This window comes from Xanthomonas hawaiiensis (assembly GCF_031834635.1).
Classification (GTDB): domain Bacteria; phylum Pseudomonadota; class Gammaproteobacteria; order Xanthomonadales; family Xanthomonadaceae; genus Xanthomonas_A; species Xanthomonas_A sacchari.
On the sequence record NZ_CP115873.1, the window covers coordinates 2363034 to 2376320 of the forward strand.

A 13287-nucleotide genomic window follows, 5' to 3' on the forward strand; every position below is an offset into this window, starting at 1 on the left:
CCCGAAAGCGATCAGAAGGTGTAGGTGACGGTGGCGCCGCCGCCGGCAGCGGCCCGGCGACGCACCACCGGGCTGCCGTCGGCGGGGCCGACGTAGCGGGTGGCGTTGAGCAGCAGCGAGGCGGTCCAGTGCGGCGACAGGGTGTGATCCCATTCGGCGCCGACCGAGTAGGCGTACACGCCGGCATCGGCGCGGTGCGGTTGGAAGCCGCTGGTCGCGCTCTGCGCATCGGTGACGCCGAAGTACGCCTGGTTGAAGCGGCGGTCGCCGACGTGCGCGTCCATATCCAGGGTCACGTTGTCGGCTGCGGCCTGCAGCAGGGTGAAGCGCGCGCCGGCGCGATAGCGGTTGCGGCGCGCGCCGTCCTTCAGCGTGAACTCCGCCTCGGCGTCCAGCGCCAGGTAAGGAGTGAGCTGTTGCATCACCAGGCTGCGCGCGGTGATCGCGCCGGGCACGTCGCCCATGCCAGCAAGGCGCGTGGAGCCGGGGCGCCAGTTGCTGTTGCGTTGCAGGCGGCCCAGGTCGTAGCCGAACGACTGGCTGGCGGAGAAGCCGTGCGCGTTCTGGAACTGCACGCCGGCACCGCGCACGGTGTCGGCGAACAGGATGCCGCGCTGTATCGAAAACACCGGCACCGCCTGCACGCGGTCGTCGGCGGAGCCGGGATAGCGCGGGGTCAGCATGGCGCCGGCGCCCACGCTCACCTGGGTGCGGTCGCCGAACAGGCCGGCGCTGGGCGTCGGGTCGGGGTCTGCGGCGTGCGCCGCCGGCGGCAGCGCCAGCACGGCGGCGGTCAACGTCGGCGACAGAAGAGAGAGAACGTGCTTCATCGGGGCAACCTCGTGCGGGGGAAAGATCAGGGCGCGTGCGGCAGCGGCACGCCGTAGAACGCGCGGAACAGCGCGATGCGATCGAGCAGCAGGTCTTGCCGCGCCTGCAGGTGCGCCAGTGCGGCCTGCGCGACCTGGATGTCGCCTGCCAGCAGCTCGGGACGGTCCTGCAGGCCTTGCGCGACGCGCTGCTGCAGGCGCGCCAAGCGCTGGCGTTCGCGTTCGAGATTGGTGCGTTCGCCGCGCTCGCGTTGCTGCAGCGCCGGCAACGCTTCCAGCGCATCGGCGACCTCGCGGAACGCCGCTTCCACGGTCTTCTCGTAGTCGGCCACCGCGCCGTCCTTGCGCAACTGTGCGATGTCCAGGTTGGCGCGGTTTCGGCCGCCGTCGAACAGCGGCAGCACCAGTTGCGGCATGAAGCTCCAGGTACGGCTGCCGGGCATGAACAGCCCGTTCAATGCCTCGCTGGCGGTGCCCAGCGAGGTGCTCAGGCGGATCGACGGGAAGAACGCCGCGCGCGCGGCGCCGATGTCGGCATTGCGCGCGCGCAGTTCGGCTTCGGCCTGGCGCACGTCGGGGCGCTGCAGCAGCAGCTGCGAATCGAGATCGCGCCAGGCGCGGCCGTCGTCCTGCTCGGCGCCAGGCAGCAGGTCCTGCAGGGTGCCGATGCCGTCGGGGGCGGCGTAGCCGGCGAGCAGTTGCAGGGCGCGGCGGGCGGCGGCGTGGTCACTGGCCGCCTGCTGCGCGCGCGCCTGCGCCTGGTCGTCGTCGTGGCGCTGGCGGTCCAGCGCATCGCGGGAGATCAGCCCGACCGCCTGCTGGCGCGCGGCGATCGCCAGCAGTGCGGCACTGCGCTCGGCGATGGTCTGCGCCTGCTGCTGGCTCTGCAGGGCGGCACGCTCCAGTGTGTAGGCCCGCAGGACCTCGGCGATCAGTGCGCCGCGCGCGGCCTGGCGGCCCTCTTCGGAGGCCAGGTAGCGCTGCTGCGCGGCCGCCGACAGCGAGGCCAGCTTGCCGAACAGGTCCAGTTCGAAGCCATCCACGCCGACCGCGACGGTGCTCAGTTTCTGGCCGTAGCGCGCCTGCGTGGCGGCATCGTCGTAGTCGCGGCGCGTGCCCTGGGCATCGAGGCCGAGCTGCGGCAGCTGCTGAACGCGTTCGATGCGGTACTGGGCGCGGGCCTGTTGCACGGTCAGCACGGCAGTGCGGAAGTCCGGGTCGTGGGCAAGCGCCTGGGTGACGAGTGGGGCCAGGTCGTGTTGCGGCGAGAACGCGTGCACGAACTGCTGCTCCTGGCCGGTGAGCGCGCTGTCGCTGCGGCTCGGTGCAGCGGCCACGGTCGCGGTGATCGCGCCCAGGGTGGGGGGCAATGCCGGTTGCGGGCGCTGGTAGACCGGCGCCAAAGAGCAGCCGCCCAAGGCAAGGGCGAGTAGCCCGGACAGGGCGTGGGCGCGACGCGGACGGAGCAGCGGGGACGGTAGAATCATGGCGGCGGTCGGGTGATCGAACTCGACTGCCAGCATCGGCGGGCATGTTCAAGCCGCCTTCTAGGAATCTTCAAGATTCCATCAAGACGCCAAAGACAGGCACCGGGCAATGCACGCGAAGAAGATCCTGCTGGTCGAAGACGATGCCGACAGCGCCAGCATCCTCGAGGCCTACCTGCGCCGCGACGGCTTCGAGGTCACCATCGCCGAGGACGGACAGAAGGCAGTGGCGGTGCATGCGCAGTGGAAGCCGGACCTGGTGCTGCTGGACGTGATGTTGCCGCGACTCAGCGGCACCGAGGTGCTGTCCACGATCCGCCGCAGCAGCGACACGCCGGTGATCATGGTCACCGCGATGGGCGACGAACCGGAGAAGCTCGGCGCGCTGCGTTACGGCGCCGACGACTACGTGGTCAAGCCGTACAGCCCCAAGGAAGTGGTGGCGCGGGTGTATGCGGTGCTGCGTCGTACCGGGCCGGCGCGCGCCAGCGAGGAACCGCTGCGCCACGAGCGACTTACCGTGGACACCGCCGCGGTGCGTGCCACGGTGCGCGATGCAGACGGGCAGGAGGTGCCGCTGGAACTGACCCCGACCGAATTCAACATCCTGGCCACGCTGATGAAGACGCCGTTCAAGGCCTTCACCCGCAGCGAACTGCTGGATATCTGCCTGCCCGACAGCGATGCGCTGGAGCGGGTGGTGGATGCGCACGTGCACAACCTGCGCAAGAAGCTGGAGCACGAGCAGGTCACCGGCCTGCTGGTGACCGTGCGCGCGATCGGCTACCGCTTCCGATGAACTGGGCCTGGTTCCGCCGCAAGCGTCACGTGCCGCTGTGGCAGTGGGTGGGCCTGCGCATGAGCGCGCTGGCGGTATTGACCATCATCGCGATCGCGCTGGGCATGCTGCTGCGGTTCGCGATCTGGGATGCGTCCACGCTGAGCCGCCTGCCGCCGCAGGCGCGGCAGGAGATGCTGCAATTGCGCGAGGATCCGCACAGCAATGCGCGGCGTCTGTGGGAACTGTTCGAGACCTACTACGACGTCGCGGACTTCCTGCCCGGGTTGGCCAGCCGCGACTGGCTGCTGCTGGCGGGCATGATCCTGGCGTCGATCCCGGTGATCGTGGTCTGTGGCCTGCTCGCCTCGCGACCGCTGTCGCGGCAGTTCTCCAACGTGGCCGCGGCGGCGCGGCGGATCAGCGATGGCGATTTCGCCGCGCGCGCGCGCGTGGTGCCCGGCGCGCCGGACGAGCTGGCCGGCCTGGCGATCGACTTCAATGGCATGAGTGCGCAGCTGCAGCAGTACGAACGCGAGGTGCGCGAGTCCAGTGCGATGCTGGCGCATGAGTTGCGCACGCCGCTCAATGCGGCGATGGGACGGGTCCAGGGCATGCTCGACCAGGTGTTCCCAAGCAGCGAGGAGCAGTTGCGCATGGTCCAGCGCCAACTGGAGCAGATCAATCGTCTGGTTGGCGATCTGCACTTGCTGTCGATGGCCCGCGCCAACCAGCTGATGCTGGAGCCGCAGCGATTCGCGCTCGGCGCGCTGGTCCGCGAACGCCTGACCTGGGCCGCACAGCCGTTGCAGGAAGCAGGCGTACAGGTGCAGGTGCGCATCCCCGACCACCTGCACATCAGCGCCGACCGCGATCGCCTGGGCCAGGTGCTGTCGGTGCTGATCGACAACGCGCTGCGCTACGCCGCGGCCGGCGGCGAACTGGCGCTGGAGGCGCAGGCCGATGCCGAGGGTGTGCTGATCCGCGTCGCCGATCGCGGCCCTGGCGTCGACGAGGAAGCGCTGGCGCGGATGGGCGACCGCTTCTGGCGCGCCGACGACTCGCGTGCGCGCCATTCCGGCGGCAGCGGCCTGGGCCTGTCGATCGCCGCGGCCATCTGCCAGGCGCACGGCGGCGCGCTGGAATTCGCCAACCGCGAGGGCGGCGGACTATGTGCGCGGGTGCGCTTGCCGCATGCGCCTGCGGGCGATGTCGATGCGCTGGCGACCAGTGCGTCGGCGGCGACGCCGCGCAAGCGCCGCGCCTAAGATCCGCAACGGTTGCGGCGCGTAGAGGCGGTTCTGCATCCGGCCGTCCATGCGACACGCGCCAAGGCCGACCACTTGGCGATAGAGTAGGACCAGGCCGAGCGAGCATCGGCCTGCCCCCAGTGTCGCAACCGGACCTCGCAATGCGTGCAGCCAGCCCCCCCCTCCCGACCGGGACCACCGTCGCCGAATGGCGCGCCATCGAACAGGCCGCCACCCGCGAACTGCAACGCCGCACCGAGGGGGCGCATACCGCGGTGATCGCGCTGCTGCAGACGCACGTCGCTGCGTTCAGCGCGAAACAGCGCGCCCAGATCCTGAGGCGGTTGGGGCGGGGCGGCTGAGCCACGGCCGCATGGTGCGGCGGTTGTGCAGTGCGGGCGCTGGCATTTCCTAAAATTCGGTCGATTGACTAGGCGATCGGACTCAATGCAGTCCGCACGACAAATGCCTTAACGAACCCTGGTTCCCAACGCCATTGTATGCCCCACCATGATCGAGAATTTATCCAGAAGTGCAATAAGAATTTTTTTAAAAACATCGGCATTATGACGCCAATAGAATATACTCGGTGTTCGCCCATTGCCGCTATGGCTGGCTCCAGATTCTAAGTGAGCCGCTAGTCCGGACGTGAAGCCGTCCGCATGTAATCTAAGGATGACGTGTGCGGTCATTGCACACCTGCCTCCCCTATCAGCATGGTGGAAAATGTCGCTAGCTATATAAGATACAGAATCAGGCTTTAGCAGCATGCATGTTAGGCTAAGTGACGCAGGTCGATTCGAATTCTGGCTTGATCTGCAGGAGATCGCGGGACACATCGTCGGCTCTTCCACAGCCGATTTGGGCTAATGTGCAGTCAATTTCTTGCTTAAACATGCCGATCACCTCATTGACGCCGAATTCGCCGGCTGCGGCGAGGCCGTACAACGGCGCGCGCCCGAGTAGCACTGCGCGGGCTCCGAGCGCTAAAGCCTTGACCACGTCTGATCCGCGACGGAAGCCGCTATCTATCAGTAGTGGCAACGCACAAGCGCGATTTGCGTCAGGCAAGACATGAAGCGGTGAGACTGCGGAGTCTAGCTGGCGCGCACCGTGATTGGATAGAATCACGCCGTCAATCCCCAGTGCGGCGCAATGCGCGGCATCTTCAGGATGCAGGATGCCTTTAACGAGCAGCCGGTGCGGCCATTGTTCGCGCAGCCAGGCGAGGTCCAGCCATGTGAAGTCGGCTTTCATACGACGTTCGATCAGGGCGAGCCGAACTTCCTCGTCCTCAGTATGTAATCCCTCAAAGTTCGCAAGTCGCGGCATTCCCCGGCGCAGGTGGCGTAACGTCCAGCCAGGATGGCGTAGGCCATCCAATATCTGCTGCAATGAATAGCGTGAAGGCAATTGGAAGTCGTTACGCAAGTCGCGTTCACGACGACCGTTGATCGGTACATCTACGGTTAGTAGTAACGTACGACATCCGGCGTTGAGGGCGCGACACACCAACTGAGCGGCCAATTCTCGATGTACGACATAGAGCTGAAACCACCATTCGCCATCACATCCCCTGGCCAGCGTCTCGATGTCGGTATTCGATACCGTCGAGAGCACGAATGGAATGCCGTGGGCGGCGGAGGCCCGAGCAAGCGCTAGGTCTCCGTTGGGCCAGAACAGGTCGTTGAATCCGGTAGGGCCCACCACTAAAGGCGCAGCTAAAGTAGTGCCAAAAAGGCGCACCGTTTGATCGCGAACCCGCACGTCACGCAATCGCCTTGGGCGGAAACATAAAGCATCTAGCGCAGTACGATTACGCGCCAGACCGCATTCGTCTTCCGCACCGCCTTCAAGATAGTCGAATACGACTCTAGGTAACCGCTGGCGTGCTAGCCTACGATAATCTGCGATATTGATGGGGCGTCCATGGTACATCCTTGTTGAATCAGGTAGACTTCGCGCGCAATGCGAGTTTCGGCGCTGTGCCGTGCAACCGAAAATTAATATAACGCGCCAGCGATTCAATGCCATCAGCGATGCGTTCAGTGCGAATCGCGCTAAAAGCGAGTCGGATGCGGCAGTCTTGTGAACGGTCTATCGCGAAGAACGACATTGGCATGACGATTACGCCTTCGTTGTTAGCACACTCGGCGACGGCATCCGCGTCGAACACGAATGGTAGGTCGACAGTCAGGAAGAAGCCACCTTCCGGACTGTTCCAACTGATGTCGCCGCGGTCGCAGAAGCGTGCCTGCAGGCTGGTGAGCATCAGGTCGCGATTGGCATGATAGAGAGTACGCACGGGTTCGATCCACCGGCGCAGGCTGCCACCCTCCTGCAGCAGATGTCCGCCGACGATGGCTTGGTTGATTTGGCCGGTATTCACCGTAAGGTAACTCTTACGACGGACGATGTCTTCGCAAAGCCTAATACGAGCGTCGCGATCGCCGAACAGGGTCTCCGGTAGCACCGCGGAACCGATCCGAACTGCCGGGCAAAGTGTCTTTGAATAGGTAGAGAGATAAATCACCAAGCCCGCGCGGTCTAGGGCCGCCAACGGAGGTACATGGGCTCCGTCATAGCGGAACATGCCGTAAGCATTGTCCTCAAGTACAACAATGCGGTGACGCTCGCAGGCCTCAAGTATTGCCACCCGCTGCTTTGTGTTGAGCACGCGTCCGGTAGGGTTATCGAAATTCGGGATAACGTAAAATGCTCGTGCACGACGCCCGTCGGCGTGGAGTTCAGCGACAGCCTTCTCGATGGCCGCCGGTATACCATCACCGTCCGTGTTCAGGCCATGTACGGAGATCCCGAGCGCAGCAGCGGCGCCAGTCGCGCCAATGTAGGTCGGGTTGCAGGCCAGAATGACGTCCTTGCGGGAATGACTAAGTGCGGAGAGGCACAGGCTCATTGCCTCTTGGCAGCCGGACGTGACGACGATACGATCCGCTGTTGCGAGAATGCCATCGTCTGCGCATAGCTGCTCCGCCATCAGCGCGTTGATGACGCCGGCAGTGCGACCGTACTGTAGCAGTTGGTTCATCGACGTATTCGACGCGGCGAGATAGAGGTCGATCCGATTCGTCAAATCGGTGCTGCTTAGCCTTTCAAATAAAACCTCAGCTGGTCGGCCGGCCGCTAGAGATATCGCGCGTGGATAGCGTTCGGCTACCTCGTTGAGGAAGTTCATGACATCGGCGGTAGACGATGTGGGCATCTCGTAGTCTGATGGGCTAAGGTCAGTATTTTCCGGACTGTTCAAGTTGATCAAACAGCGACTGGACGTTGGAGTCAAGGAAGCCGTCCTCGCCTTCGCGATGGATGATCTCGAAGCTCATGCCCGAGTTCTTGCAGCGACTGGAGAAGGCTTGGGTCAGTCCTGGCCCACGGATCACCGTGGTGTCGAAGCTCAGACCGCGGCTCCTAAGTTGGTTCACAGTGCTATCTACTTCCTCGACCTCAAGCGCGATGTGAGCGACACCTGGTCCAAAGTTGCGGATCAGTTGGGCAACCTGTGATTCCGGTTCAGTGCCCTGGCACAGCACAAAGCGCATACCGTTGCCCTCCATTTCGGCTGAAACCATCCCACTGAGCTTACCCGCAATGTGGCGGCGATGTGTGAGTTCAAAGCCCAGTACGTCGCGGAAGAGCACGATCGCTTCTTCCAAGTCGACCACGGCGAGCGCAATATGGTCGATCCGTCGGAACGGAATGGCTTTGGCGAGGACCGATGGATGGATGTCGGATTCTGTATCGCGAACGCCTTCGGTAGGCGAGTCCGCAGTATTCATATGACTCTCCTTAATTTTTGGACGAGGCACACTCTCTAATGCCAGATAGAACAGCCGGCATATGACATCACCGATTGACGATGCTCAGTTTTCCCACGTGCGGCAGCCGAGCAGTCGTTCGGCATCCACGCCGATTTCTCTACAGTGGCTAACCAATCGGTCCGACTCGACTATCTGTTTACTCTTTGGTGTGTATTCCAGGCCAGTGACATAGCGCATCCATGGCTCCTGGCCCATCGCATATACATAGACTTGGCGACAAGCGACTTCCTCGACAATGGCCATCGCGCGCTTCGCATCGGAACCGGAGAGCCGGCGGGAGTTGTCGTCACGGCGGTTCACCGGATTACTAAGATAGCTGCCGTAAAGCCAACTCAGCGGAGCGCCATCGCATTCCATACCAATGAATAAGGTGTCGACCTTGCCAAGCACATTTACAATTCGCCGATATAAATTACGGTCCTTGCAATCCGAGTCAGCGAGGAACATGAAACTACGATTCCTCAGCCTTAGATGCATGCCTTGCTTGCTCGCAATACTCAAATCCGCATGTTCCCCGTAGAACGGCAGTGAAGTCAAGGCGCCATCCGGCAGCAATAAAGTTTCCATCCAGTCCATCGTCTCGATGTTGTCGAAACCGAGCATTCGCAGTGCAAGCGCGATGGACGGATCGGCCACATTATTGACGTTATTCCGTGGAACGATGATCTTGCCTACGCGTCTGCGGAGTTGCAACAGCAATTCGGGGGTGAAGTGATCCTGATGGTTGTGAGTCAAAAAAACATAGTCTATCCGATCAGGGAGATCGTTGAAGCACAGATGACGAGCGTCTTCGTAGTCATCGTCCCAAGTTAGAAAGGGATCGATCATCACTGACACATCGCGCGACTGAATCAATACGCACGCATGACCAAAGTAACGCAAACGTACGCCCTCACCCCGGTAATCTGGAGCATCGCGTTCAGGTGCGAGTTCTGTGAAGTACCCCCGGAATCGGCTACGGTCGACGGAGGCAACGCCGAAACAGGCACTCAATTCGTCAAAGTCTACAGGTGCGATTCGTGCCTTACTTAACAAATCGATTCGCGGGTCGGCGAAAGGAACCTTAAAGATCATCCGCCTATCGCTATCAACACGTGGAGTATTGAGAAAGAAATTGCGTTCTTCATCACGCATGTGTGTAAACGCCAGCTCCTGTGTGCTGGCCGTTTCCAATGCACCGGTATGAGCTAACTCCTCAATCAAACGTAGGCTGTGGCGGTTATTGGTGTCGTAGGAAAGTTCGACCAAGCCCTGCAATGAGGGCGGGAGTTCCTCGTAGACACGATCTAGACTGAAGCCTGTCTCTGCGGCAAGCTTACGATCCAACTGTACAAAGTCCTGTGCAAATTGGATTAGGTGACTATGATATTCGACGGTCTCGTCCAGCAATTTCTGGACCGCCGGTAAACTACTCCTGTCCAGCTCCATAAAAGCACTGCCGAGCATTTTTGGATTTTTAGATGCTGCTTCGTGGACATTGGGATTCAAAACAAAGGAGCGCAAGCTGGGTACATGGCGGAACGCGACGTTGAATGCATGCTGCACGGGTGAAACGAGGTGACTCCAGGCATACCATCGACCGTTAAGCGGTTCGATCTTGGTGTGTTGTTTAAGGTAAAGTAAGTCCTGCATAAGTAACAGCTCTCTGTCCTTGAAAAATCAAACAAAAAATATGGCGTCGCTACTAGTGTGCGGGACGGGAAGGTAGTGCTGCAAACAATTTAGCGCACTCGTCACGTAACCTTGCACCTGCATTGCCGAAGTAACGTTCGATAGCATCTAGCTCGCCCGTGAACGCTGCGGGATCTTCTGTAACTACGAGGGCATCGAACTCGGCGAATGAATTTCGCAGCCGCTCGCGCGCGTCCGCAGCGCGCGGGTTGCGCATCTGAATGTCCCAGTAAGTCTCCCTGCTTTGCCCAAGAATCCGCGCCATTAGTGCGACCAGTACACGAAATGGCGGCGGCGCGATCGTGAGAAGCATTTCTAGATTTTCCCCGGTGTGTTTCAATGCGGAACTGAATGAGATGATAGCCGCGTGGCTCATCGACTGCATCGCAGCAGTCATACAGTCGTGCCGCGCCGCATCAAGCGACACGGTGTGTGCACCCTCATTTTCGATCAGCGCGAGGAATGCGTCGCCGGCCGCCGACCGTCGCTTGCGTACAACTGCCACACTCTGGCCGTGGGCGCCAACCGAGGGCGCGAACATGGGATTGATACCGAGAATATCGCGGTGGCCCATGCCGTGTTCCAGCGCCATTTCGAGCGGCTGCTTGACTGATGCCGTTTCCACGATCAGGCAATCCGCTCGCGCGATGCTGTCTATGATGGGCAGCGCAAGGCTCAGGGCGCGCTCCGGTAAGGCTAGCACGATCGCATCCGCGCGTTCCAAGGCATCGCGTAGCGTACTGTTTGGCGCGCATGCATCGCCAGCTTCCACTCCAGGCCGCGCACTGGCATCAAAGCACGCTACATCAACTGAATGGCGCGAAAGCATGGCAGCCAGCATGCCCCCGACCGCACCTGTACCGACTACAACAGCATTCTTCAGCGATTGAGATGTCGACGTCTTTTTATGTATTGAATCCAATGCACGCGGCTCATCACGCACAGCCCCATGCTCTTCGGTTTCCAGAATTTCGTATTCAATACGGCAAGCCTCGTCAATGATCAGTTGCCAGACGCGACGGCAGAACTCGGGCGACATGCCATGCGCGGCGCCAGCTATGGCCGCTCGTTCGGTCACTTCCTTCACTCGCGATGGCTGCATGACGGGCCGATCATAGCGACGCTTAAGTTCGCCGACAGCAAGGCACCGGCCGAAGCGCTTTTGAAGGAGTTCAATAAGCTGCTGATCGATCGCATCAAGCATCTTCCTTGCTTCTGCGATTTCTTCCTCAAAGCTCATATGGACGCCCTTATGTGATTTAATTTGCGGCTAATAATTGCACCGGCGAGTCTTCGTCGGCTGATGAAAGAGCGCCAAAACCGACTTGCTCGGTCGGAGTTATTCCTGCGAGGTTTTGTAAGATGCCGATCTGCGCTCGGGCTTTGAGCATGATTTCGTCTAACTCCTCGCCAGGATTCGAGAGCGCTACAATGGCGCCGCCGGCGCCGATCGTAGCTCGACGGCCCTTCATTACGATGGTACGGATCACGATATTAAGCCGTGCGCTGCCGTTAACCGAGAGATAGCCAATGCTGCCCGAGTACACGCCGCGGGGGCCGTTCTCCAGTTGGTCGATGATGCTCATCGTGCGCACTTTCGGGGCTCCCGTCATCGATCCGCCCGGGAAAGACTCGCGCACACAGTCGATCGCATTACGGCCCAGCTTGAGCTTGCCGCGAATAGTGCTGACCAGTTGGTGGACGGTAGAGAAGGATTCGATTTGGAAGATATTCGGCACATGCACGCTGCCGAACTCGCAGCAGCGGTTAAGATCATTTCGCAAAAGATCGACAATCATTAGGTTCTCGGAGCGGTCCTTGACGCTACTTGCTAGGCGGGTCGCGATGGCTCGATCCTTTTGAGCGTCCGAATGCCGCGGAGCGGTGCCCTTTATTGGTTTCGATTCGACCGTGCCGTCGGTTCCGACGTCGAGATACAGTTCCGGCGATGCGCACAATACCGATACGTCATCGAATCTCAGGAAGGCGCCGAATGGGACAGGGTTAACTTTACGTAGGCTTTGATAGACCTGAAGTGGATTTGCATCTATGTCGGCAGACAGCTCGTTAGTCAGGCAGACCTCATAGGTTTCGCCCTCGGTGATCAGTTGCATAGCACGGCGAATTAGGTCGAGATAAAGTTCTGGCGAATGGCGCCACTGGGGATTATTGAAGCTCCGAACCGGAAATAGAATCTCTCTACACTGCGGGGGATTGGATCTATGTAGTACGGACTTAACATGTTCAACCCAAAGGCGATTTTCTTCGCTTAAGCCTTCGGCTTCATTCAGACATAGTATCCAGTAGTTACTTGTCTGGTGATCGTAAACTATTGTCCGATCGGCAAATATCCAACAGGCGTCAGGCATTGTTGATGGATGCGCGTACGCGCCCTGCAGTTCCCCCTTCAACTCGTAGCCAAAATATCCAACGTAGCCGGTATTGAATTCAAAAGGACAATCGTCCGGAGTTGGCCTTGCGCGTAGCGCTAGCTCATTCTGAAGGTAGCTTAATATATCCTGTCGGCGCTCGACTACGCCATTTCTGTCAAGGATGCGAAGGTGGCGCTCTTCAGAGCGATATTCCAGAACCTCAGCATGCGGACCAGACGCATTGCCCAAATAAGAGAAGCGCGCGTTCGTCTGATTATGAGAGCTGCTATCGAGCCAGAAAGCATGAACATCATCACCGAATAATTCTGTAAATACCTCTTGCGGTTGGACATTGCTTTCGATGCGCTGAGTTTGTAATTGCATTGATGCCCAGTTCTTTCGCGTTTCGTTCGACTGCGCGGTCGGCTTATCCTTGATCGTTGTCGCTGGAAGGAATGCAGCGCTAAGTTCATAGAAGTTGCTAACTATTTTATGTCCATATTCCGTGCAGATAGATTCGGGATGGAACTGCACGCCCCAGATCGGACGCGTAACATGGCGTAATCCCATTAATGTTCCGTCGTCACACCATGCGGTAGCTTCGAGCTCTGGCGGCAACTCCGTCACCGCAAGTGAATGGTAGCGAGTGGCTTCGAATGGACTCGGAATTCCTGCAAAAAGATCGTGATGCCGATGCACGATCTTGCTGACGCGGCCATGGATTGGCTCGCGCGCAAAACCTACTTTCGCTCCGAAAAAAAGCCCGATAGCCTGATGGCCAAGGCATACTCCAAGGATCGGTATTTCGGCATTTTCCAGCACATCCGCAGACAATCCCAGGTCGGTACGACATTGTGGTCGCCCGGGACCAGGGGAGATGACGATCCGATCGATACCTAGATCCCGCAATTCATCCCAGGTCGCCTCATCGTTGCGAACAATTAGAGGCTCTTGTCCCGTGACTTCGGTGATAAGTGCTGCAAGATTATAGGTGAATGAATCATAATTATCGATAAGTAGCGCTCTATTCATTGCCTTTCCTTAGTCGTATTTTAAGGTC

Annotated in this window: 11 protein-coding genes and 1 pseudogene; 3 read left to right on the forward strand and 9 right to left on the reverse strand. The window is 60.1% G+C overall.

The window, feature by feature from the left end; all coding sequences use genetic code 11:
- Positions 1-11: 11 nt before the first annotated feature.
- Positions 12-830 carry a MipA/OmpV family protein gene (locus PG878_RS10295; RefSeq protein ID WP_209031427.1) on the reverse strand — a complete coding sequence of 273 codons (819 nt, stop codon included), beginning with the start codon at positions 828-830 and terminating at the stop codon, positions 12-14.
- Positions 831-856: 26 nt separating this feature from the next.
- Complete coding sequence (locus PG878_RS10300) at positions 857-2353, reverse strand: efflux transporter outer membrane subunit (RefSeq protein WP_425611771.1); 1497 nt, start codon at positions 2351-2353, stop codon at positions 857-859.
- Between the two features lie 73 nt (positions 2354-2426).
- Here PG878_RS10300 and PG878_RS10305 point away from each other — a divergent pair, with 73 nt between their 5' ends.
- From PG878_RS10305 to PG878_RS10315, 3 genes are all read left to right on the forward strand, one after another.
- Positions 2427-3116: a response regulator gene (locus tag PG878_RS10305; protein WP_209031429.1), complete on the forward strand. Its 690-nt coding sequence runs from the start codon at positions 2427-2429 to the stop codon at positions 3114-3116.
- Positions 3113-4363, forward strand: coding sequence for a sensor histidine kinase (locus tag PG878_RS10310; protein WP_209031430.1), 1251 nt, complete (start codon positions 3113-3115; stop codon positions 4361-4363). Before PG878_RS10305 ends, PG878_RS10310 begins: the two co-directional genes overlap by 4 nt.
- 143 nt (positions 4364-4506) lie before the next feature.
- Positions 4507-4707: a hypothetical protein gene (locus PG878_RS10315; protein WP_209031431.1), complete on the forward strand. Its 201-nt coding sequence runs from the start codon at positions 4507-4509 to the stop codon at positions 4705-4707.
- Positions 4708-5125: 418 nt separating this feature from the next.
- On the opposite strand, the gene PG878_RS10320 is transcribed toward PG878_RS10315, so the two are convergent.
- From PG878_RS10320 to PG878_RS10350, 7 genes and pseudogenes are all read right to left on the reverse strand, one after another.
- Positions 5126-6379, reverse strand: a complete 1254-nt coding sequence (locus PG878_RS10320; protein WP_311163393.1) for an alpha-hydroxy-acid oxidizing protein — start codon at positions 6377-6379, stop codon at positions 5126-5128.
- On the reverse strand, positions 6294-7541 hold the full coding sequence (locus PG878_RS10325; protein WP_209031433.1) for an aminotransferase-like domain-containing protein: 1248 nt from the start codon (positions 7539-7541) through the stop codon (positions 6294-6296). Before PG878_RS10325 ends, PG878_RS10320 begins: the two co-directional genes overlap by 86 nt.
- Positions 7542-7590: 49 nt before the next feature.
- Positions 7591-8142 (reverse strand): VOC family protein, encoded by a 552-nt coding sequence (locus tag PG878_RS10330; RefSeq protein WP_209031434.1) that lies wholly within the window; start codon positions 8140-8142, stop codon positions 7591-7593.
- An 84-nt stretch (positions 8143-8226) separates the two neighbouring features.
- The gene (locus PG878_RS10335; protein WP_209031435.1) at positions 8227-9816 is read right to left on the reverse strand and encodes an MBL fold metallo-hydrolase; all 1590 of its coding nucleotides are present in this window, start codon (positions 9814-9816) and stop codon (positions 8227-8229) included.
- Positions 9817-9868: 52 nt separating this feature from the next.
- The gene (locus PG878_RS10340) at positions 9869-11095 is read right to left on the reverse strand and encodes a chorismate mutase (protein WP_209031436.1); all 1227 of its coding nucleotides are present in this window, start codon (positions 11093-11095) and stop codon (positions 9869-9871) included.
- Between the two features lie 19 nt (positions 11096-11114).
- The gene (gene pabB, locus PG878_RS10345; RefSeq protein WP_244663897.1) at positions 11115-12611 is read right to left on the reverse strand and encodes an aminodeoxychorismate synthase component I; all 1497 of its coding nucleotides are present in this window, start codon (positions 12609-12611) and stop codon (positions 11115-11117) included.
- An 84-nt stretch (positions 12612-12695) separates the two neighbouring features.
- Positions 12696-13259 (reverse strand): annotated as a pseudogene (locus tag PG878_RS10350) (anthranilate synthase component II); the annotation flags it as partial.
- Between the last annotated feature and the right edge of the window lie 28 nt (positions 13260-13287).

What these genes read in the sequence shown, in the direction of transcription:
- PG878_RS10340 (WP_209031436.1), bottom strand. Translation starts at nt 11,095, where the DNA reads ATGAGCTTTGAGGAAGAAATCGCAGAAGCAAGGAAGATGCTTGATGCG.
- pabB (WP_244663897.1), bottom strand. Translation starts at nt 12,611, where the DNA reads ATGCAATTACAAACTCAGCGCATCGAAAGCAATGTCCAACCGCAAGAG.
- PG878_RS10320 (WP_311163393.1), bottom strand. Translation starts at nt 6,379, where the DNA reads ATGGCATTGAATCGCTGGCGCGTTATATTAATTTTCGGTTGCACGGCA.
- PG878_RS10325 (WP_209031433.1), bottom strand. Translation starts at nt 7,541, where the DNA reads ATGAACTTCCTCAACGAGGTAGCCGAACGCTATCCACGCGCGATATCT.
- PG878_RS10300 (WP_425611771.1), bottom strand. Translation starts at nt 2,353, where the DNA reads ATGCTGGCAGTCGAGTTCGATCACCCGACCGCCGCCATGATTCTACCG.
- PG878_RS10305 (WP_209031429.1), top strand. Translation starts at nt 2,427, where the DNA reads ATGCACGCGAAGAAGATCCTGCTGGTCGAAGACGATGCCGACAGCGCC.
- PG878_RS10315 (WP_209031431.1), top strand. Translation starts at nt 4,507, where the DNA reads ATGCGTGCAGCCAGCCCCCCCCTCCCGACCGGGACCACCGTCGCCGAA.
- PG878_RS10295 (WP_209031427.1), bottom strand. Translation starts at nt 830, where the DNA reads ATGAAGCACGTTCTCTCTCTTCTGTCGCCGACGTTGACCGCCGCCGTG.
- PG878_RS10310 (WP_209031430.1), top strand. Translation starts at nt 3,113, where the DNA reads ATGAACTGGGCCTGGTTCCGCCGCAAGCGTCACGTGCCGCTGTGGCAG.
- PG878_RS10330 (WP_209031434.1), bottom strand. Translation starts at nt 8,142, where the DNA reads ATGAATACTGCGGACTCGCCTACCGAAGGCGTTCGCGATACAGAATCC.
- PG878_RS10335 (WP_209031435.1), bottom strand. Translation starts at nt 9,816, where the DNA reads ATGCAGGACTTACTTTACCTTAAACAACACACCAAGATCGAACCGCTT.